Raw genomic sequence first — 19781 nt, forward strand, 5'->3', positions numbered from 1 at the left:
CATAACTATCCACCGGTCGCCGCACCTGCCTCGTATGTGGCCGTGGGAACACGCGATCGTCGGCTATCTCGTCTACTCGTTGCTCTGTCACGCGGTGTATCGCGACTCGCCCGGCGGACTCGAGGCGTTCGCCGTCGTCTTCGCCTCCGTCCTGCCGGACCTCATCGACAAACCCCTCGCGTGGCAGTTCGGCGTCTTCGACGCCGGCTACGCCGTTGGGCACTCGATCTTCTTCGCCATCACCCTCTCGACCGTCGTCGGCGTGGTCGCTCGGTCCGCGAACCGGCCGCGATCGGCGCTCGCCTTCAGCCTGGGGTATCTCGTCCACTTGCCCGGCGACGTGGTCGACTCCTACGTCCGCGAGGACGTGTTCCTCCCCGAACTCGTGCTCTGGCCGATCGTGACCCTCGATGCCGGCGACGCCAACACCGGCTTCCTCGCGAACTTCCTGTACTATTTCGGCCGCTACCGGTCGGAACTGCTCGCCGGTGATCTCCCGACCTACGTCTGGCTCCAGCTCGGACTCACGGGCTTCGCGGCGTTGCTCTGGCTCTACGACGGCGCGCCCGTCCTCCGGGATCTGCTGCGGGGATGCAAACGGCTCGTCGAGAAAGCGCTCGGTGCGGATCGTTCGTTCGAGGACTCTCCCCGACGACGATAGCGCTTCAACCGGTCGCTCGAGGCGAGCAGCCCCTTCCGAGCCGTCGCGACGTTCTCCCGTGCACGACAGTCCCGCGAGGATGATCAACACGGTGCAGACGGCGCTCGAGACGACGGCCTTATGTACGCGCCGGGATTTCGAAGTGAATGCAAACGACGCGGCCCACGCCGCCGCGTCCCCTCCGGCCGACACCCGGCACGGAGGCAGGCACTGTATCCCACCGCTCGTCTCGAGTCGTCGGTTCGATGGCTCGGGCTCTCGAGGGAACTCGCACTGCGCTCGGCCGGCTTCGGTTGGTCGTCGTCGCAGTGCGATGCCCTTATATGATGCGGGCACCTCCGTTGAGATGCGCGGAAGTCCCCGCCGGATGCGGTTTCCGGCGGCGGGACGATCCGATGCCCTTAAGTGTAACAGGGTGTTGGGATATGAACGCAACAAACGCGTGATCGACGGGACGTTCAACTCGTTCCGTCATCTCGGACCGCTCGCAGTCCGAAGGGGTTATGTACCCCGGACGGCTTACGAATAGGTCCGAAGGAGATGAGGATTCCACCCCTGCGGTCCGCCGTACAGATGGAATCTGATGTTAGCCTTGGTAGTTCGGTGACGCCCGATCGGTCGGCGATCAACGGTCACCGAACGTGGACCCATGTGTGAGTGTGTACCAACATTCACCGCCAACAGACCCTCCCCTCACGGGGAGAACAGATAGCATTCCGGTTGATCCTGCCGGAGGTCATTGCTATTGGAGTCCGATTTAGCCATGCTAGTTGTACGAGTTTAGACTCGTAGCAGATAGCTCAGTAACACGTGGCCAAACTACCCTATGGATCCGAACAACCTCGGGAAACTGAGGCTAATTCGGAATAGGATTCCCAGGCTGGAACTGCCGGGAATTCGAAACGCTCCGGCGCCATAGGATGTGGCTGCGGCCGATTAGGTAGACGGTGGGGTAACGGCCCACCGTGCCAATAATCGGTACGGGTTGTGAGAGCAAGAGCCCGGAGACGGTATCTGAGACAAGATACCGGGCCCTACGGGGCGCAGCAGGCGCGAAACCTTTACACTGCACGCCAGTGCGATAAGGGGACTCCGAGTGCGAGGGCATATAGTCCTCGCTTTTCGCGACCGTAAGGTGGTCGCAGAATAAGTGCTGGGCAAGACCGGTGCCAGCCGCCGCGGTAATACCGGCAGCACGAGTGATGACCGCTATTATTGGGCCTAAAGCGTCCGTAGCTGGCCAGCCAAGTCCATCGGGAAATCCGCGCGCTTAACGCGCGGGCGTCCGGTGGAAACTGGATGGCTTGGGACCGGAAGACCAGAGGGGTACGTCCGGGGTAGGAGTGAAATCCCGTAATCCTGGACGGACCACCGGTGGCGAAAGCGCCTCTGGAAGACGGATCCGACGGTGAGGGACGAAAGCTCGGGTCACGAACCGGATTAGATACCCGGGTAGTCCGAGCTGTAAACGATGTCTGCTAGGTGTGGCACAGGCTACGAGCCTGTGCTGTGCCGTAGGGAAGCCGTGAAGCAGACCGCCTGGGAAGTACGTCCGCAAGGATGAAACTTAAAGGAATTGGCGGGGGAGCACTACAACCGGAGGAGCCTGCGGTTTAATTGGACTCAACGCCGGACATCTCACCAGCATCGACAGTGTACTGTGAAGGTCAGTGTGATGAGCTTACTGGAGTCACTGAGAGGAGGTGCATGGCCGCCGTCAGCTCGTACCGTGAGGCGTCCTGTTAAGTCAGGCAACGAGCGAGACCCACGTCCCTAATTGCCAGCAACACCCTTGCGGTGGTTGGGTACATTAGGGAGACTGCCAGTGCCAAACTGGAGGAAGGAATGGGCAACGGTAGGTCAGTATGCCCCGAATGTGCTGGGCGACACGCGGGCTACAATGGCCGAGACAGTGGGATGCAACCCCGAAAGGGGGCGCTAATCTCCGAAACTCGGTCGTAGTTCGGATTGAGGGCTGAAACTCGCCCTCATGAAGCTGGATTCGGTAGTAATCGCGCCTCAGAAGGGCGCGGTGAATACGTCCCTGCTCCTTGCACACACCGCCCGTCAAAGCACCCGAGTGGGGTCCGGATGAGGCCGGCGCAACGCCGGTCGAATCTGGGCTCCGCAAGGGGGCTTAAGTCGTAACAAGGTAGCCGTAGGGGAATCTGCGGCTGGATCACCTCCACAGACCGGGACTGGGGCGCCGCCCCAGCCCACAAGTCGTGGCGCGTCGCGCCACGCAGTCCACGTTCGATCGACCATCCGTTCGGCCGATCGGGCACCTTTGAACTACCAAGGCTAACATTTCGCTCCCTACCGAGCCGTGACGGCTCGGTAGGGGTGGGCCCATAGCTCAGTGGTAGAGTGCCTCCTTTGCAAGGAGGATGCCCAGGGTTCGAATCCCTGTGGGTCCATGACTCGGAGCGGATCGGGATCGTGTCCCTTAAGTGGGACAGGCACTTCCGATCTAATCCGAACGCAAACCGATGCACCAGCCCGTGTAAACGTGGCTGGGAAGGGTTAATGCACGCCGCGTCTACGGCGTGCAGATGAGACCGTGTGTACGTGTAGTCCAGGCGTCCACTGGACCCGTTCCCGGGTCACATACGTGATTGCATCTCGCAATCGCCGATCCGATGAACGTGGCTACTGTGCCAGCTGGTGGATCGCTCGGCTTGAGAGCTGAAGAAGGACGTGCCAAGCTGCGATAAGCCTGAGGGAGCCGCACGGAGGCGAAGAACTCAGGATCTCCGAATGGGAATCCCCACCGCAATTGCTTCGCGCAATGGGGAACGTCGAGAATTGAAACATCTTAGTATCGACAGGAAAAGAAAGCAAACGCGATGTCGTTAGTAATGGCGAATGAAGGCGACAGAGTCCAAACCGAAGCCCTCACGGGCAATGTGGTGTTCGGACTGACGATCACTTTCCGAACGGCGACGCGAAGTCTCTTGGAACAGAGCACGAAACAGGGTGACAGTCCCGTACCGTCGACGAGTAAGGAACGAGTCAGCTCCAGAGTATCGGGGGTTGGATATCCCTCGTGAATATCGCGGGCATCGACCGCGAAGACTAAACACTCCTCAAGACCGATAGCGAACAAGTAGCGTGAGCGAACGCTGAAAAGCACCCCACGAAGGGAGGTGCAATAGGGCGTGAAATCAGTTGGCGATGGAGCGACAGGGCACGAAAGGTCCCGGACGAAACGAACCAGGCGCGAGCCTCAAGTAGGAAGTTTGGGAAGCCGGTGTTCTGTCGTACGTTTTGAAAAACGAACCAGGGAGTGTGCCTGTTTGACGAGTCTAACCCGATCATCGGGGAAGGCGTAGGGAAACCGACATGGCCGCAGTGCTTTGCACGAGGGCCGCCGTATTCAAGTGCGGGGAGTCAAACGGGCACGACCCGAAACCGGATGATCTAGGCATGGGCAGGGTGAAGCGTGGCGAAAGCCACGTGGAGGCCCGCTAGCGTTGGTGTCCTACAATACCCTCGCGTGACCTATGTCTAGGGGTGAAAGGCCCATCGAATCCGGAAACAGCTGGTTCCAACCGAAACATGTCGAAGCATGACCTCTGCCGAGGTAGTTTGTGGGGTAGAGCGACGGATTGGGGGACCGCACTCCGAGAGGAGTGCGCCCCCCTGTCCAACTCCAAACCTACAAACGCCGTTCGACGCAGGGAGTCCGGTGCGCGGGGTAAGCCTGTGTACCGTGAGGGAGACAACCCAGAGCTGGGTTAAGGTCCCCAAGTGTGGACTAAGTGCGATCGAAGGTGGTCTCAAGCCCTAGACAGCCGGGAGGTGAGCTTAGAAGCAGCTACCCTCTAAGAAAAGCGTAACAGCTTACCGGCCGAGGTTTGAGGCGCCCAAAATGATCGGGGCTCAAGTCCACCACCGAGACCTAGCGGCACTCTTGATCGAGTGATCCCGTAGGTTGGCGTTCTGTTCGGATGGAAGCACGGCCGAGAGGTCGTGTGGACCGTTCAGTAACGAAAATCCTGGTCATAGTAGCAGCGTTAGTCGGGTGAGAACCCCGACGGCCGAACGAGTAAGGGTTCCTCAGCAATGCTAATCAGCTGAGGGTTAGCCGGTCCTAAGTCAGCCCGTAAGTCGAAGCTGACAACAGGGAAATAGGTTAATAGTCCTATGCCAGTGTGCACTCAAAGCCGACGCTTTGGGGTCGCCTCTGCCGGGCATTCGCCCGGTCGAACAGTCGAACGTCGTGGAAGCCGTAATGGCACGAAGCGACCGAAAGGCTGGATAGCGCAAGAGAGGTCAACCTAGAGCCCGTGAAAAGGCGAGCACACTGTCCGTACCGAGATCCGACACAGGTACTCGTGGCGGCGAAAGCCAAGGTCTGTCGGGAGCAACCGACGTTAGGGAATTCGGCAAGTTAGTCCCGTACGTTCGCAATAAGGGATGCCTGCCTCGGAAAGAGGCAGGTCGCAGTGACTCGGGCGCTCCAACTGTCTAGTAACAACATAGGTGACCGCAAATCCGTAAGGACTCGTACGGTCACTGAATCCTGCCCAGTGCGGGTATCTGAACACCCAGTACAATGGGACGAAGGACCCGTTAACGGCGGGGGTAACTATGACCCTCTTAAGGTAGCGTAGTACCTTGCCGCTTCAGTAGCGGCTTGCATGAATGGATCAATGAGAGCGCCACTGTCCCAACGTTGGGCCCGGTGAACTGTACGTTCCAGTGCGGAGTCTGGAGACCCCCAAGGGGAAGCGAAGACCCTATAGAGCTTTACTGCAGGCTGTCACTGAGACGTGGTCGCCATTGTGCAGCATAGGTAGGAGGCGCTACACAGGTACCCGCGCTAGCGGGCCACCGAGCCAGCATTGAAATACTACCCGATGGTGACTGCGACTCTCACTCCTGGCGGAGGACACTGGTAGCCGGGCAGTTTGACTGGGGCGGTACGCGCTTGAAAAGATATCGAGCGCGCCCCAAGGTTTCCTCACTCGGGTCGGAGACCCGAGAAAGAGCGCAAGAGCATACGGAAGCCTGACAGTGTCGAACACAACGATCGACGCTGACGCGAAAGCGTGGTCTAGCGAACCAATCAGCCTGCTTGATGCGGGCGATTGCTGACAGAAAAGCTACCTTAGGGATAACAGAGTCGTCACCCGCAAGAGCACATATCGACCGGGTGGCTTGCTACCTCGATGTCGGTTCCCTCCATCCTGCCTGTGCAGAAGCAGGCAAGGGTGAGGTTGTTCGCCTATTAAAGGAGGTCGTGAGCTGGGTTTAGACCGTCGTGAGACAGGTCGGCTGCTATCTATTGGGGGTGTGAGGTTCCTGACAGGAACGTTCGTATAGTACGAGAGGAACTACGAATGGGCGCCACTCGTGTACCGGCTGTTCGAAAGAGCACGTGCCGGGCAGCGACGCACCACGGGGTAAGAGCTGAACGCATCTAAGCTCGAAACCCACCTGGAAAAGAGGAACCACCGAGGCCACTCGTAGAAGACGAGTTCGATAGACTCGGGGTGTACGCACCAAGGCAACGAGGTGTTGAGCCCGCGAGCACTAACCGGCCAAGCCACACATTCATACTACAATCGCATTGGATCCGTGACGCGGTGAACGGGTCCGGACGCAAACTGGACTACACGTACACAACGGTCAGAGACACGAGACACTAGCCGAGACCGATATTGGTATGGCGACGGTTCGATTCCGTTGATCGGCGTTCGGCGGCCACAGCGGCGGGGTTCCTCCCGTACCCATCCCGAACACGGAAGATAAGCCCGCCTGCGTTTCGGTGAGTACTGGAGTGCGCGAGCCTCTGGGAGACCCGATTCGCCGCCACCCATTCATACTCCATTTCACAACTCAAGAGGGACGCCTCCGTCACTCGGAGCCGTCCCGGTTTTTCGCCCGACGAGCAGCGGCGCTCGCTCGGATATTCATATTTTCGGAACTCGTCGGCGATCGGATCACACCTGTCCAAATGCTCCCAAATTCTTTTGGAGCGGGGCTTATTCGAGTGTGTGAGAGACACTGCAGTATGGAATCGGCAGACCTCTCTCTGGACGCCGCTTACGGACTCCTCTCCGAGTCGCGCCGTCGATACGTCCTGTACTACTTTCTGGACAACGACCACGCGAACATCGAGCGACTCGCCATTCAGATCGCCGCCTGGGAATCGAACACCCGAATCGACGACGTCACCGAAGAACAGACGCAGCGAGTGACGACCTCGCTGCTTCACAGCCACATTCCGGAACTCGCCGACAACGGAATCGTGGAGTACGACGGCCGAACGGGCGACGTGATCGTCGACGACGAGTTCGACGAGATTCGTGAGACGGCGGCCCAGGCCAGAGCGACCGAAGACGACATCCCCATTACCGGCTCGTCGCGAGAGTCGTTCCTCTATAGTGAGCCGTTACCGTCTTCGAAGACCGAGCACCAGTAATCCGCGCTCGGTGTCGGTTTGCTTGACGAGCGGTAACGTCTCTCTTCGAGCGCATTGCGCGGGGAATTTCGCCCCCGCCGTACCGGCGAAACGACGGGGACTTCGGGGGTGGGAATCGGAACGGGTGACACTGGCGGTACGCCAGCATGGTAAATAATACCAAACACTACTACACGGTTACCGCCTTTCTCAGTACGTGAAAATCGCACCGTCGTTCGCGTGAACGCGTATCGCCCGGAACACTAACGTCCAGCGTCATTCCGAGGCGGCACGCCGCGTCGGCTGGCTAACCCTCGTGCCGGGCGGAGGAGCTGACGTGCTCCCCGATCGGGTGGGGAAACCCACCGGTGTATCGCGTGCCCGGGTTCGCCGTGCTGTCATCGCACCCGAGTGGGTCTGCTCGGCCGGGGACTAGAGGCACGCAGGCTCCCTAGGTGTGGGGCTCGTTTAACTCTTCGGCGATGTCTCACCCTGGATCGGGTGCCTCGGCGACGGTCCCTTCGTTCTCCTCGAGCCACTGATCGTACGTTTCGCGGTCGACGACGACGATTTCCCCCTCCATCCGCGAGTGGCCGGCGCCACAGAACTCAGCACAGACGACGTCGTAGCGGCCCGGTTCGTCGACGGTGGTCCGAGCGCGCGTGTAATCGCCGGGGAACGCGTCCTGTTTGATACCGAGATCCGGCGCGAAAAGCGAGTGAATGACGTCGTCCGTGGTGAGCCAAAACGTCACGTCTTCGTTCGCCGGGATCACGATCTGGTTCTCCGTCGTGACGTTCGCTTCGGGATAGGTCGCCTGCCACTCCCACTGGTAGCCGCGGACGTGGACCTCTTCGTCCCCGGTGTCGGGAAGGTCCTCGAAGGAGTCGAACCCTTCCTGACTCCGATTGTCGGACTCGAGGGCCTGCGACGGCGAGACGTACGGGTTGACGAGAACGGTGTAGCCCGAGAGGCCGACGAACAGGAGGATGATCGCCGTCGCGGCGGTCCAGGTGATCTCGAGGGCCGGATCCTCCGTGGTGGGCTGGGGGTCGTCGTTGTCGTGGAACTTGACGGCCGCGTAGACCAGAATCATCAGGACGAACAGGGTCAGGGGCAAGGCGACGTAGAGCAACTGGTACTCGAGGCCGTCGATCAGTTCGCGGTTGGGCGACTGGGCGGCGACCGTACCGGGTATTGCGACGAGATACGCGAGTAGTGCGACGCAGCCTGCGCCGAGCGTCCGTCGACGGCTCATTGGCGGTCGTTCAACGACCGGCGTGATATACGGTGGCCATCGAAAACCGGACAGTCACGGCTCCGTATGAGTGTAGACGAACGCTGTACTGGGAAGGCGGGTCAAAACCGATGACAGTCACGGGTTCGCCACTCCATTTTTATTTGGATCGGTGATGTGCCTCCCGCTATGCACGGCGACGAGCAGTGCGGTCGAGGGAGTGGAGGTGACGGGCGTCGATGAACCGTGCGCTCGCGGAGGTTTCGTTGTTCGGAATCGTCCTGGTCGGCTGTCTGCTAACGATTCGTCTGGCGCGCCGGAAGCGGGGCGATCCGTCGCCGGACGGGGGGTACGCGACGGGCCGCCAGCGAGGAGTCGGTCTCGCCGACCTGAAGGCGGCCGCGGTGCGCTGGACGACGACGACGAACCACCGCGAGATCGGGATGCTCTACATCGCGTTCGGCACCGTCGCGGCGATCTGGGGCGGGATCGACGCGATGATGATTCGAACGCACCTGCTGACGCCGGAGGCGAACCTCTGGACGGAGCAGACGTACAACGAGTTGTTCACGATGCACGGGCTGACGATGCTGATCTTCTTCGTGACGCCCGTCTTCTTCGGAATTGGAAACTACTTCCTGCCGCTGTTGATCGGGGCGGACGACATGGCGTTTCCGCGATTGAACGCGATCGGGTTCTGGCTGTTGCCCCCGTCGCTGTTACTCGCTCGCCTGGGGATCGTGGCCGAAGTGACGGGAGGGATACTCGCGATCGTCGTCCCGAACGATTGGCTGTCGGTGCTGTTAGCGTTTCAGGAGCCGGCGATCGGGTGGACGATGTATCCGCCCCTGTCGCTGGCTCCGAATCCCCAGACGAATTTCCTCCTCCTCGGGCTCCACTTGAGTGGCATCGCTACCACGATCGGGGCGATCAACTTCATCACGACGGTGATCTACGAGCGCGACGAATCGATCGGCTGGGCGAACCTCGATATCTTTTCGTGGAACATGCTCATCACGAGCGCGATCATCGTCTTCGCGTTCCCGCTGCTCGGCACGGCCCTGCTCATGTTGCTGTTCGACCGCAACTTCGGGACGACGTTCTTCGCCGTCGAGGGGGGTGGTCCCATCCTCTGGCAGCACTTGCTGTGGTTCTGGGGCCACCCGGAGGTGTACATCATCTTCTTGCCGGCAACCGGGCTGATGAGCCTCATCCTGCCGAAGTTCGTCGGTCGCAAGCTGTTCGGGTTCAAGTTCATCGTCTACTCGACGATCGCGATCGGCGTCCTCTCCTTTGGCGTCTGGGCCCACCACATGTTCGTGACCGGCGTGGACCCCCGTATCCGGGCGAGTTTCATGGCTACCTCGATCGCCATCGCCGTTCCCAGCGCGATCAAGGTGTTCAACTGGATCACCACGATGTGGAACGGCGACGTCCGACTGGCCGCACCCACGGTCCTCTGCGTCGGCTCGATCGGCCTGTTCATCGTCGGCGGCGTCACCGGCATCTTCCTCGCCGTCATCCCGGTCGACATCATCTACCACGGCACCTACTACGTCGTCGGCCACTTCCACCTCATCCTCATGGGGATCATCCCGCTCATGATGTTCGCCGCCAGCTACTACTGGTACCCCATGCTCACCGGCCGGATGTACGACCGACGACTCGCGATCTTCCAGTCGTCGCTGCTCGTCGTCGGCGCCGCACTCACGTTCATGACGCTGATGGCGCTCGGCTTTCTCGAGCACCCCCGCCGGTACGCGACGTATCCGCCGGAGTTCTCGGCGCTGCACGTCGTCGCGACCGTCGGTGCCTTTCTCATCGGGATCAGCGTCCTCATGTGGCTCTACAACATGATTTGGTCGTACTTTCAGGGGGCGCCGATCGAGACGGCGGATCCGTGGGAACTCAAGGCGACCGAACAGTTCACGCCCGAGTGGCAGTGGTTCGAGGACCGACTCGAGCGCGAGCACGGAATCCCGCCGAGCGAACCCGACGAGGTCCGCCCGTCGTACGTCCCGGCTCAGGAGGAGCGCCCGCCGTCGCTGTACGGCCGAATCGTGCCGGTCGCTCGGCGGGCCGCGAACGACGCTGGTGTGGGTGCAGCCGGCGGGCTCGTCGGCGCCGTCCTCATGTCCGGCGTGCTCGCCGTCGCCGTCCTGCTGGGCGTGTTCGACCTCGCGTCCTTCGCGAGTCTCGCAACGCTCGTGGGCCTGCCCGAGAACCTCCTGCTCGGGTACGGACTCTTCCTCTTCGGCGGGATGACGGTCTGGCCCCTGCTGTTCCTGTCGCTGGGTGAGTACCTGCCGGGCGAACTCACCTTCGTCACGGGGCTGTGGTACGCGACGGTCATCGCGTCGGGCTTCGCCATCGCGTTCTACACCGGCCAGACCGGGCTCGAGCTGGTGACGTACCTCATCTTCGTCCTGCTCGCTCACTGGATCTACGGGCTGGGGCTCGCCGGGATCATCACGTACCTCGGCGGTCGCCGACCGACGTCACCGGAGGGGCCGCGATGAGCGACGACGACGCTTCGCCGGCCGACGCGGACGAGCCGCCCGCCACGGACGACACCGGTCCGGTCGAGCCGACCGCGTCCTCGGAGTCCCTGCTGTTGACCTACGCCGCTCCCTTTCTCGGCGTCGTCCTGATCGCCGTCGGCCTGCCACTCTCGATCGTCGGCGGCTACGTGGTCGTTCAGGACGGCGTCGGACTGTGCGGCGAGCCGACGATCACGGCGACGCCCGCCGACGAGTACGACGAATCGCTGGCGACGATCGAAGAAACGCCCGCCGACCAGCTCTCGGCGGCCGAACGGCGGGCCCTCGAGGAAGCGATCGACAGCCCACTCCAAGAGGGGAAAGTCGCCGGCGAACTCGAGAACCGGGCGGCGTTCCTCGAGGGAACGGTCGTCGAGTACGAAGGGGAGCGCTACTACGTCCAGATCACGTCGCAGAACTCCTGTCTCGAGGTGCGGCCGTTGCTGTTCCCGATCGGTGCGGTAGCGATCCTCGTGGGGATCGGCGGCGTGTTGACGCCCCCGATCTACCGGAAGCTGGCGGGCTTCGAGGAACGAATGCGGCGATAGGGCGGACGAGCGATCGGGTCGAAGACGGGGGTGCGTCGCGACCGGGGCCTCTCGGCGGAACCGCGTCTCGGTCGGCCGCTCGCGCTCGGCTTACTTGTTCGAGTCGTCGGTGGTGTTCGAGCTTCCGTCGCTCGACGTACCGGTCGCGTTCGAGTCGCTCGCCGCCTCGTCGTCGGGTCGGTTCGGCGTATCGTTGGTCATCGGACTCGGCTGGGGTGCGATGACCTCTCCGTCACCCGGCTGCTCGGGGAGGTAGGAGAACTGCCCCTTGCCGTCCGGCGACTCGCCTTGCGTCCAGGGGTAGCCCGGATCGGGCTGCTGTTCGCGTCTGGTCGACATGAAGGCGTAGTTGTACTCCTGGTTCTCCTGTTCCTGCGGGAAGCTCGCGGGAACGGGAACCGGGTCGTCCAGCGACTCGAGGGCCTCGAGCCACTGGTTCTGGTGCATGGTGTCCCGAGCGATGAGGTAGGCCAGCATGTCCTTCATGCCGGGGTCGTCGGTGTACTCGTAGAGCCGCGTCGCGAGGGTGCGACCGGTCGCCTCGGACATCACGTTCGCGTAGAGGTCGCCGGCGAGGTTCCCCGACGCGACGATGTAGTTGCCGGTGAAGGGGACGCCGTTGCTGTCGACGGGCATCGCAGACTCGCCCGCAGACAGGAACTGGCGGGGGTTCTGGCCGGTCATCGCCGCGGCCGTCGCCGCTGTCTCCTGCGCCTCGTCGCCCATCTGCTTGGCCGACCCGCGGAGGTTCTTGGTGACCGCGGTGGCGAGCATCTCGATGTGGCCGAGTTCCTCGGCGGCGGTCTCCATCAACAGGTTCCGATACTGCTCGTAGCCTTCGGGGAGGGCCCACGCCTGGAACATGTACTGCATCGCGACGCGCATCTCGCCTTCCTGCCCACCGATCGCCTGCTGGAGAAGTTTCGCGAAGTGCGGATCCGGTTCTTCGACGGTGACCTCGTACTGGAGTTCCGGTTCTTGGAAGAACATCCACCCGATTCTGGCCAGCGCTACGGAGATAATGCTGTCACTTGCCAGTGCTCCCGTTGTATCGACATGGCCAATCATTATTTCAACGCCGATAGTCGGATGGACGGCAGAGTACACATGCGAAAGGATACGTCAGGATCGACGGCGCGACGAACGTTCCTCAAGTACAGCCTCGTGTCGACGAGCACACTCGTTGGGACCTCGAGTACAGGAGCAGCGGCGGAGACGCCTCGCGATCCGGCCGGACCGGCGGACCGGACGGTCGAACGGGGCGTGATGCGCGCGTACCAGTATATACCGAACAGTCGAGTCACGGTCCGTGACGCCGTCGACCGGCAACCCAGCGGTCTCGAGGACGCGTTCGGCTACGTCGTCGCGTACGACGCCGCGCCGTCCCTCCAGGCCCTGCTGTTCACGACCGCCGACGGGGGCGGCGGCGAGTCGGACTCCCGCCCCCTCCAGTCTGGCGATTCACTCTCCCTCGGTGGCGTTCAGGACGCGCCGTCGGATGCGAGTCGCCGGTACGTCACCGTCGGCGTCGAGCAGTGAGGCTGATGGGCTGTCCATCGACGACAGCGGGTCGTCAGCCTCACTGGGGTTTTTCCCGACTGGCTGTGGTACGCCGCCCGAGGTGAATACGGTGGTCGAAAACGGCGAGCGGCGACGCGCCGCGGCGAGGTGTGCGCGCTGTGGCAGGATCGGCATCGTCTACGTCTGGCCCGACGGCACGCGGAAACCGCTCGGACAGACGGCGTTCTGTGACTGCGACGAGCAGACGCTTCGCCTCCTCGAGGAAGAGCGCGAAGCCGGCGGCGACGGCCCGTAGCGGTCCGCGAGAGTGCCGCTGGCGCGGGAACACCGTTACCGGCCGGTTCCGCGGCGTCGTCTCGCGGTTCGATCAGACGGCCGCGCCGACGTAGAGGACGAGCACGAGGAACACCCAGACGACGTCCACGAAGTGCCAGTACAGCGAGACGGTCGCGACGGAGGTGTCGCGGTCGGGGCCGTAGTGGCCTCGGAGCGCCCGCCAGACCAGCACGGCGATGCCGCCGACGCCGAGCGCGACGTGGAACCCGTGGAGGCCGGTCAACGCGAAGAAGGCGCTCCCGAAGACGCCGCTACCGAGGGTGAACCCCTCGTGGACGACGAACTCGTAGTACTCGTAGACCTGTCCGCCGAGGAAGACGACCCCGAGCGCGAGCGTCGTCCCGAGCAGGCCGAGGAAGCGCCGTCGATTGCCGTCCTCGAGGGCCTCGTGGGCGTAGTGGAACGTGACGCTGCTGGCGAGCAGGAGTAGGGTGTTGACGACCACGAGCGAGCCAAGCAGGGGCGGCAGTTCCTCGGGCGGCCACGTCCCGACCCTGACGAAGAAGTAGTAGATAAACAGCGCGCCGAACGTCGAGACGTCGGTCGTGAGAAAGAGCAGCGTCGTCGAGACGTACGAGTCGCGGGACGTGGACGTTCGCCCGGCGAGAAACGCCTCGTCGACCCAGCCGGCGATCCCGGCCAGCAGGACGATCGCCCCGACGACGGCGAGTCCGCCGCCGACGAGCGGTGGGACGAGCCCCGTCTCGTTGCCCAGGATCGCGATCGCGACGCCGCCGTAGAGTCCAGTCGCCCCGGCGGCGCCGATCAGGGGCCAGCGACTGCGGTGTTCGTGCTCGTCGTGGTCGACGTCGGGTTCGTGGGGACTGTCGGGGCCGACCGGCCCGTCCGGATCCGCGCGTTCGGCCGTCGCTCCGTCGCTCGAGACGCCGTGTCCGCCGCCGTCGCTCCGGAGGGGTGTCGGCTCGAGCGACGAATCGGCGTCGTCGCTCGAATCGCTCGCGTCGCTGCGCCGAGCCATATCGGCCCTCCAACGCGAAGGCGGAAAAAGGGTCACCGATTACGCACCGGTAAGGGATTCGTACAGGGCCTCGACTACCGATCGGTGTGGATCCGCGACTACTGACCGACCGACTCGCGGTCGTCCGACAGCGCGGGGAGCGTAAAGGAGAACGTCGTCCCCTCGCCGGGTTCCGAGTCGACCCAGATCTCGCCGCCGTGTCGTTCGACGATGCGACGACAGAGCGCGAGTCCGATCCCCGTCCCCGCGTGTTCTTCGTTCGTGTGCAGTCGTTCGAAAATCTGGAAGATACGGTCGGCCTGATCCGGGTCGAGACCGATCCCGTCGTCCCGTACCGACACGATCCACTCCGCGCCGTCGGTCTTCGCGGAGACGTGAATGCGCGGCGGCCCGTCGCCGCTGTACTCGAGGGCGTTCTCCAGCAGGTTCTGGAACACCTGCCGGAGCTGGCTGGCGTCGCCCTCGACGCGCGGCAGGTTCTCGACGGTGAGGTCGGCGTCGTACTCCTCGAGTTTCACCTGAAGGTCCGTCCGGACGTCCGCGAGCACGGCGTCCAGATCGACCGGCCCCAGCGAGTCGCCCTGCGTCTCGACGCGGGAGTACGCGAGGAGGCCGTCGATCATCTCTCTCATCCGCTCGGCGCCGTCGGTCGCGTAGTCGACGAACTCCCGGCCGTCCGCGCCGAGTTCGTCGCCGTATCGGTCCTCGAGCAACTCGAGGTAGCTCGAGACCATCCGCAGGGGTTCCTGGAGGTCGTGGGAGACGGCGTACGCGAACTGTTCGAGCCGTTCGTTCGAGTCCTCGAGTCGTCGCTGATACGTGATGAGGTCGGTGACATCTTGGACCATCAACATCCCCGCGACCACCGCGCCGTCGTCGTCGGTGACGGGGATCGTTCGGACGAGCCAGTGCCGGTCGGCGTACTCGATCTCGACCCGCTCTCGGTCGCCGTCCAGAGCGTCCCGGATGGCCGGTTCCACGGTCTCGGCGACGTCGTCGCCGAACGCCTCTCGAGGGGTCTGCTCGTTGAGGTCCGCCGGATCGATCGGGAGTCGGTCGAACGCCTCGCCCGCCGCGAGGGAGAACCGCGGTTGGTCGTCGAACAACGCGACGATTCCGTCGGGGAACCGCTCGGCGAGCGTCCGGTATCGGCGTTCGGATGCCGATATCCGGTCGTACATCCGCTGGAGTTCTCGTTCTCGCTCTCGGAGTTCGTCGGTGTACCGCCGCTGGTTGGCGTTGTAGACGCCGATGCCGAAGGCGGCGACGATCCCGAAGAGGACGCCGTTGAGCGCGAGCGCGTACGGTTTCGGCTCCGCCATCACGCGGAGCTGGATCGCGACGATCCACAGGAACAACAGCGCGATCAGCCCGCCGACGAGGAGGTTCCACTTCGCGACGGTCACGACGTACTCGGTCTCCCACTCCAGCCGAACGATCCACGCTCCCGCGAGGACGAGCCCGAACGCGAGGACGAGCAGCGCGCTGTTCTCGAGCAGCGTCCACAGCAGGCTCCACGAGAGGTTGCGGAGGTCGTCCCAGATGTCGTAGAGCGGGACGAGCAGGATCAGGAGACCGAGTCCGGAGACGCACCCGCCGGCGAGGTATCGACGAGCGCGTTCGCTGTCGATCGATGGCACGGGTGATCGTAAGACCGGCCCCTTCCTAAGTGCTGGTTTTCCTCCAACCGGATGGGAACCCGACCGCGTCGGGTGACTCCGCGGCGGCCGCCCGTCGTCAGTAGAAGTACTCGTCCTCGCGCAACTGGACGTAGCCCCCGTCGCGGTAGGCGTACTTGCGGCGCTTGTACTGGAGGAGGACCTTCGAGGCGCCCAGTCCGGCCGTGTAGCCGCGGCTGATCAGGTTGCCGCCGCCGGCCCCGCGTTGCATCTCGTTGACCACCGAGAACGTCCGGTCCCAGTCGTGGGGTTCGTAGTCGGCGACGATGTCCGCGAAGGCGACGTTGCGCAGGATCTCGTCGCCGATCGCGTCCTTCCAGAGGTCGTTGTAGCCCTCGAGGGAGTCGGTCGCGGCGAGTCGGCCGGCGATCTTCCCCGTTCGGACGGCGACGTGGTAGCCGCCCTCGTGGAACGCGGAGGTCGTGCCCATCGCGCCGCCCGCGACGGCGATGTTGGCGCCGACGGGCGACTCGATCGGCCGCGTCGAGGAGATCGGGTAGGTCTCGGTCCCCTTGGACTTTCCGCGGTCCTCGACGCGCGGGATGTCCTTCTCGATGTCGTACTCGTCGCCGTACTCCTGCTCGAGCAGGCGGCGGATGTACTCCGACCCGGAGGGCAGCCGCTCGTCGTCGGGTCGCAGGAGTCTGTAGGCCCCGGGATTTCTGACGTCCCCGAGTTCCATCCCGATGGGCATCGTCAGGCCGACGCGGGCGACGGTGCCGTCGTTGGGGAAGATCCACGGGTAGGCAGTCTCGCCGGGCATGTACCCCCACCAGAACGTGAGGGTGTCCTCGAACTCCTCGAACAGTTCCTCGGGGAACTCCCGATACTCCTGGTAGGCGATGTGATTCGCTTCGGGGGGCGAGAGGTAGTCGGAGACGCTGCGCCCCGGCGCCGTGAACTGGTCGAGCGCATCCAGCGTGATGCGGCGCTGCGGGCCGTCGGCCAGCACGACGTACTGGGCTTCGATCCGGTCGCCGTTCGAGAGGGTCAGCGTGTGGGTCGGCCCCTTCGGGCTCGAGGCGCGGAGGTCGGTCTCGAGGTCCTTGACGCCCGTGCCGACCCGGAGGTCGGCGCCGGCGTCGGTGGCGCGCTCGTAGAGCCAGTCGTCCATCCGCGCGCGGTGGAAGGTGTAGCCGAACTTCGGGTAGGTCGCCTCCATCCCCGTCGTCCGCAGTTCGACCGACGTCGAGGGGCCGACGAACTCGGTTCCCTCGAGTTCCCGCAGAATGACGTCGTCGGGGATTTCCCGGTAGTCGAACTCCATGATGTCGATCCAGTAGTCGAGCATGCCGGCGGCGTCGGTCGAGTCCGGCCCGAGTCCCTCGCGGTCCTCCCGCGGGACGCCCTGTTCGAAGAGGACGGTCTCGGCGCCGTGGGCCGCGGCCCGCTCGGCTGCGGACGCCCCCGCGGGCCCGCCACCGACGATCGCGACGTCTACGCGTTCCATACGCCGTTTGGACTCAACGAGCCGTTATAAAAACTGCGAGTGAATTTCCGTTCGTCGGGGGGTTCGTCTCTCGCTCGAGCCCTCGACTCGTTTTCCGGTGGCGCGCGCTGTCGGAAGACCGAGCGAAGCGAGGTGCGAACGGTGAACGAAGTGAACCGTGAGCGACAGCGAGGGGCTCCGACGGAATTGCGCGAGGGACGAGCGAACCCAGTGAGCGAATCGGTTGGGGAGGACGTGGCGATTCCCCGTTGCCACGATGAGGTGCCATAGTACGATTGCCCATATCGTTTCATTCGACCCATTCGGACTGAACGATACGTTCACTACAACATACGAATGGAACGGCGCTGCGATTGGAGCGGCGGATGAAACGAAGCGTCCTGCTACCGTGGCAACAGTGAGTCACCACGCCCTCCCTAGCCGATTCGTTCGCTCGCGCTCACGGCTAACGCCGTTCGCGTCCGCGGCGCGTAGCGCCGCGCTCTCGCTCACTCATCCCTCGCGCAATATCCTCGAGCGGTCCTCGTCGTCACTCGGACCGCTCGACAGCGCGCGCCACCGCACGCCGGTTCCGCAGCCGAGCGGGGTATGTTCTTGTAGGGAGGGTGTTCGAACTGTTCTATACTACTCCACCGATAGCAGAACGCCGACTCGTTTTTCGATATTCGTTCTCCCTGTCCACACCGATCGATAGCAGTGCCGGGAGACGAACGCTTTTGAAACCCCTGGACGACTCACCGAACATGAGCGACGCCGACGCGCCGGACGTGCTCGTCCTCCGGACGGGCACCCACGGCATGCCAGTCGAGGAGTACGCCGCCGCGATCCGCGAGCGAATCCCGGAGCTGACGGTCGAACTCGCGCGCACGCCCGCCGCGGAGCGCGAGAAAATCGCGAACGCCCCGTTCGTCACTGGAATGACCGTCGACGAGGACATGGTCGCGGCCGCCGACGCCCTCGAGGTGTTCGCCTGCGCCTACGCGGGGACCGGTCACCTCCCTCTCGAGACGTTCGAGGAGCGGGGCGTCGCGGTCACGAACGCCTCGGGCGTCCACGGCCCGAACATCGGCGAGCACGTGCTGGGGGCGATACTGCACTTCACCCGGCGGTTCCACGTCGCCGAGCGCCAGCAGCGCCGCCGGGAGTGGCGCCACTACCAGGCCCACGAGTTGCAGGGGTCGACGGTGACGGTCGTCGGACTGGGCGCGATCGGCCAGTCGGTCTGCGAGCGCCTCGACCCCTTCGGCGTGGAGACGATCGGCGTCCGCTACACGCCGGAGAAGGGCGGCCCGACCGACGAGGTGATCGGCTTCGAGGGGGAGGCGTTCGACGACGCGCTCGCGCGGACCGACTACCTCGTGCTGGCGTGTCCGCTCACGGAGACCACGCGCGGGCTGCTCGATCACGAGGCGTTCGTGACGATGAATCCCGACGCCGTGCTGGTCAATATCGCCCGCGGCCCGGTCGTCGACACCGACGCGCTGGTCGCGGCGCTGCGCTCGAACTGGATCCGCGGCGCCTCGCTGGACGTCACCGATCCCGAACCGCTGCCCGAGGACCACCCGCTGTGGACCTTCGAGAACGTCCAGATCACGCCCCACAACGCGGGGCACACGCCCGAGTACTACGAGCGACTGGCCGACATCGTCGCCGAGAACGCCCGCCGGTTCGCCGACGACCCCGACGCGGAACTCGAGAATCAGGTCCTGCCCTGAACCCGGTTCTACCCGAAATCCGGTTCTGCCCCGAACCGTCCGGCTCTGCATCGACCGCCCCCGCAACGACCGGCCCCTCATCGTCCGGCCCTCCATCGTCCGGTCCCTGGCGAGGAGGCGCCGTCTGCTGCGGTTTTTTCACCCGGTAGCTCGAAGAGCCGCTATGAAACGGACAGTACGCGTCGGTCGCGGGTCCGCGACCGCGCCCGACCGAGCGACGACTCGAGCGCCGACGGCTCGCGGACCGACGCCTCGAGCGGAGGGGACTCGATGACGCTCACGTTCGACGGCACGGTGCTGGTCCCCGTGGCCGACCCGGACGACGGCGAGCGGACCGCGGCGGCGCTGGCGCCGCTGCTCACGGACCGAAGTACGGCGGTCCTCGTCAACGTGGTCGAGAAAGCCGGCGGCGCGCCGGACAAAGCCTCGGTCGAACAGCGCGAGGAGTACGCCGAGGAGATTTTCGAGCGCGCGCGCGGGCCGCTCGAGGCCACCGACGCGGCGGTCGAGACGGAGATCCGGTACGGGACCGACGTCGTGGACGAGATCTTCGCCGAGGCTCGAGACCGCGACGTCGACGCCGTCGTCTTCACGGCCCGGGAGGGGAGTCGATTCGCCGAACTGCTGACCGGCAGCGTGGCGCGGCGACTGGTCAAAGAAGCGGCCGTTCCGGTCGTCGCGCTGCCACACGGCGACGACTGACGGT

The 19781-nt window shown here is 63.9% G+C and carries 13 protein-coding genes, 1 tRNA gene and 3 rRNA genes; 12 read left to right on the forward strand and 5 right to left on the reverse strand.

The window, feature by feature from the left end:
* Window positions 1-34: 34 nt before the first annotated feature.
* From J0X25_RS34960 to J0X25_RS34985, 6 genes are all read left to right on the forward strand, one after another.
* Window positions 35-661, forward strand: coding sequence for a metal-dependent hydrolase (locus J0X25_RS34960; RefSeq protein WP_207288491.1), 627 nt, complete (start codon window positions 35-37; stop codon window positions 659-661).
* A 713-nt stretch (window positions 662-1374) separates the two neighbouring features.
* A 16S ribosomal RNA gene (locus J0X25_RS34965) occupies window positions 1375-2849 on the forward strand.
* A 157-nt stretch (window positions 2850-3006) separates the two neighbouring features.
* Window positions 3007-3078, forward strand: a tRNA-Ala gene (locus tag J0X25_RS34970).
* A gap of 223 nt (window positions 3079-3301) precedes the next feature.
* Window positions 3302-6221 (forward strand): 23S ribosomal RNA (locus tag J0X25_RS34975).
* A 141-nt stretch (window positions 6222-6362) separates the two neighbouring features.
* Window positions 6363-6484 (forward strand): 5S ribosomal RNA (rrf, locus tag J0X25_RS34980).
* Together the 16S, 23S and 5S rRNA genes with 1 tRNA gene alongside form the textbook arrangement of a ribosomal RNA operon.
* 196 nt (window positions 6485-6680) lie before the next feature.
* The gene (locus tag J0X25_RS34985) at window positions 6681-7091 is read left to right on the forward strand and encodes a DUF7344 domain-containing protein (RefSeq protein WP_207288492.1); all 411 of its coding nucleotides are present in this window, start codon (window positions 6681-6683) and stop codon (window positions 7089-7091) included.
* 466 nt (window positions 7092-7557) lie between these two features.
* On the opposite strand, the gene coxB is transcribed toward J0X25_RS34985, so the two are convergent.
* A complete protein-coding gene (gene coxB, locus J0X25_RS34990; RefSeq protein ID WP_207288493.1) occupies window positions 7558-8328 on the reverse strand; it encodes a cytochrome c oxidase subunit II in 771 nt (256 codons plus the stop codon).
* Window positions 8329-8546: 218 nt separating this feature from the next.
* Between coxB and J0X25_RS34995 the strand changes: the two genes are divergently transcribed.
* Both J0X25_RS34995 and J0X25_RS35000 read left to right on the forward strand, forming a co-directional pair.
* Window positions 8547-10826: a DUF6789 family protein gene (locus J0X25_RS34995; RefSeq protein ID WP_207288494.1), complete on the forward strand. Its 2280-nt coding sequence runs from the start codon at window positions 8547-8549 to the stop codon at window positions 10824-10826.
* Window positions 10823-11395: a DUF7979 domain-containing protein gene (locus J0X25_RS35000; protein ID WP_207288495.1), complete on the forward strand. Its 573-nt coding sequence runs from the start codon at window positions 10823-10825 to the stop codon at window positions 11393-11395. The genes J0X25_RS34995 and J0X25_RS35000 overlap by 4 nt, the downstream gene beginning before the upstream one ends.
* Before the next feature lie 90 nt (window positions 11396-11485).
* On the opposite strand, the gene J0X25_RS35005 is transcribed toward J0X25_RS35000, so the two are convergent.
* Entirely contained in the window at window positions 11486-12385 is a 900-nt protein-coding gene (locus tag J0X25_RS35005; RefSeq protein WP_207288496.1) for a manganese catalase, read from the reverse strand.
* A 117-nt stretch (window positions 12386-12502) separates the two neighbouring features.
* Here J0X25_RS35005 and J0X25_RS35010 point away from each other — a divergent pair, with 117 nt between their 5' ends.
* Window positions 12503-12934 carry a hypothetical protein gene (locus J0X25_RS35010; RefSeq protein ID WP_207288497.1) on the forward strand — a complete coding sequence of 144 codons (432 nt, stop codon included), beginning with the start codon at window positions 12503-12505 and terminating at the stop codon, window positions 12932-12934.
* A gap of 82 nt (window positions 12935-13016) precedes the next feature.
* Window positions 13017-13211: a hypothetical protein gene (locus J0X25_RS35015; protein WP_207288498.1), complete on the forward strand. Its 195-nt coding sequence runs from the start codon at window positions 13017-13019 to the stop codon at window positions 13209-13211.
* Between the two features lie 72 nt (window positions 13212-13283).
* Here J0X25_RS35015 and J0X25_RS35020 read toward each other — a convergent pair whose 3' ends face one another.
* The 3 genes from J0X25_RS35020 to J0X25_RS35030 form a co-directional block, all read right to left on the reverse strand.
* Complete coding sequence (locus tag J0X25_RS35020) at window positions 13284-14231, reverse strand: cytochrome c oxidase subunit 3 (RefSeq protein WP_207288499.1); 948 nt, start codon at window positions 14229-14231, stop codon at window positions 13284-13286.
* A gap of 98 nt (window positions 14232-14329) precedes the next feature.
* The gene (locus J0X25_RS35025; RefSeq protein ID WP_345778469.1) at window positions 14330-15871 is read right to left on the reverse strand and encodes a sensor histidine kinase; all 1542 of its coding nucleotides are present in this window, start codon (window positions 15869-15871) and stop codon (window positions 14330-14332) included.
* 97 nt (window positions 15872-15968) lie between these two features.
* Window positions 15969-17360 carry an NAD(P)/FAD-dependent oxidoreductase gene (locus J0X25_RS35030; protein WP_207288500.1) on the reverse strand — a complete coding sequence of 464 codons (1392 nt, stop codon included), beginning with the start codon at window positions 17358-17360 and terminating at the stop codon, window positions 15969-15971.
* Window positions 17361-18103: 743 nt separating this feature from the next.
* Between J0X25_RS35030 and J0X25_RS35035 the strand changes: the two genes are divergently transcribed.
* Window positions 18104-19075 (forward strand): D-2-hydroxyacid dehydrogenase, encoded by a 972-nt coding sequence (locus tag J0X25_RS35035; protein WP_207288501.1) that lies wholly within the window; start codon window positions 18104-18106, stop codon window positions 19073-19075.
* Window positions 19076-19345: 270 nt separating this feature from the next.
* Window positions 19346-19777 (forward strand): universal stress protein, encoded by a 432-nt coding sequence (locus tag J0X25_RS35040; protein ID WP_207288502.1) that lies wholly within the window; start codon window positions 19346-19348, stop codon window positions 19775-19777.
* The last annotated feature ends 4 nt before the right edge of the window (window positions 19778-19781 follow it).

Source organism: Haloterrigena alkaliphila (assembly GCF_017352155.2).
GTDB lineage: Archaea > Halobacteriota > Halobacteria > Halobacteriales > Natrialbaceae > Haloterrigena > Haloterrigena alkaliphila.

Bases quoted from the DNA above. Each gene is read 5' to 3' on its own strand.
- J0X25_RS34960 (WP_207288491.1), top strand. From the start codon at position 35: ATGTGGCCGTGGGAACACGCGATCGTCGGCTATCTCGTCTACTCGTTG.
- J0X25_RS34985 (WP_207288492.1), top strand. From the start codon at position 6,681: ATGGAATCGGCAGACCTCTCTCTGGACGCCGCTTACGGACTCCTCTCC.
- coxB (WP_207288493.1), bottom strand. From the start codon at position 8,328: ATGAGCCGTCGACGGACGCTCGGCGCAGGCTGCGTCGCACTACTCGCG.
- J0X25_RS34995 (WP_207288494.1), top strand. From the start codon at position 8,547: ATGAACCGTGCGCTCGCGGAGGTTTCGTTGTTCGGAATCGTCCTGGTC.
- J0X25_RS35000 (WP_207288495.1), top strand. From the start codon at position 10,823: ATGAGCGACGACGACGCTTCGCCGGCCGACGCGGACGAGCCGCCCGCC.
- J0X25_RS35005 (WP_207288496.1), bottom strand. From the start codon at position 12,385: ATGTTCTTCCAAGAACCGGAACTCCAGTACGAGGTCACCGTCGAAGAA.
- J0X25_RS35010 (WP_207288497.1), top strand. From the start codon at position 12,503: ATGCGAAAGGATACGTCAGGATCGACGGCGCGACGAACGTTCCTCAAG.
- J0X25_RS35020 (WP_207288499.1), bottom strand. From the start codon at position 14,231: ATGGCTCGGCGCAGCGACGCGAGCGATTCGAGCGACGACGCCGATTCG.
- J0X25_RS35030 (WP_207288500.1), bottom strand. From the start codon at position 17,360: ATGGAACGCGTAGACGTCGCGATCGTCGGTGGCGGGCCCGCGGGGGCG.
- J0X25_RS35035 (WP_207288501.1), top strand. From the start codon at position 18,104: ATGAGCGACGCCGACGCGCCGGACGTGCTCGTCCTCCGGACGGGCACC.
- J0X25_RS35040 (WP_207288502.1), top strand. From the start codon at position 19,346: ATGACGCTCACGTTCGACGGCACGGTGCTGGTCCCCGTGGCCGACCCG.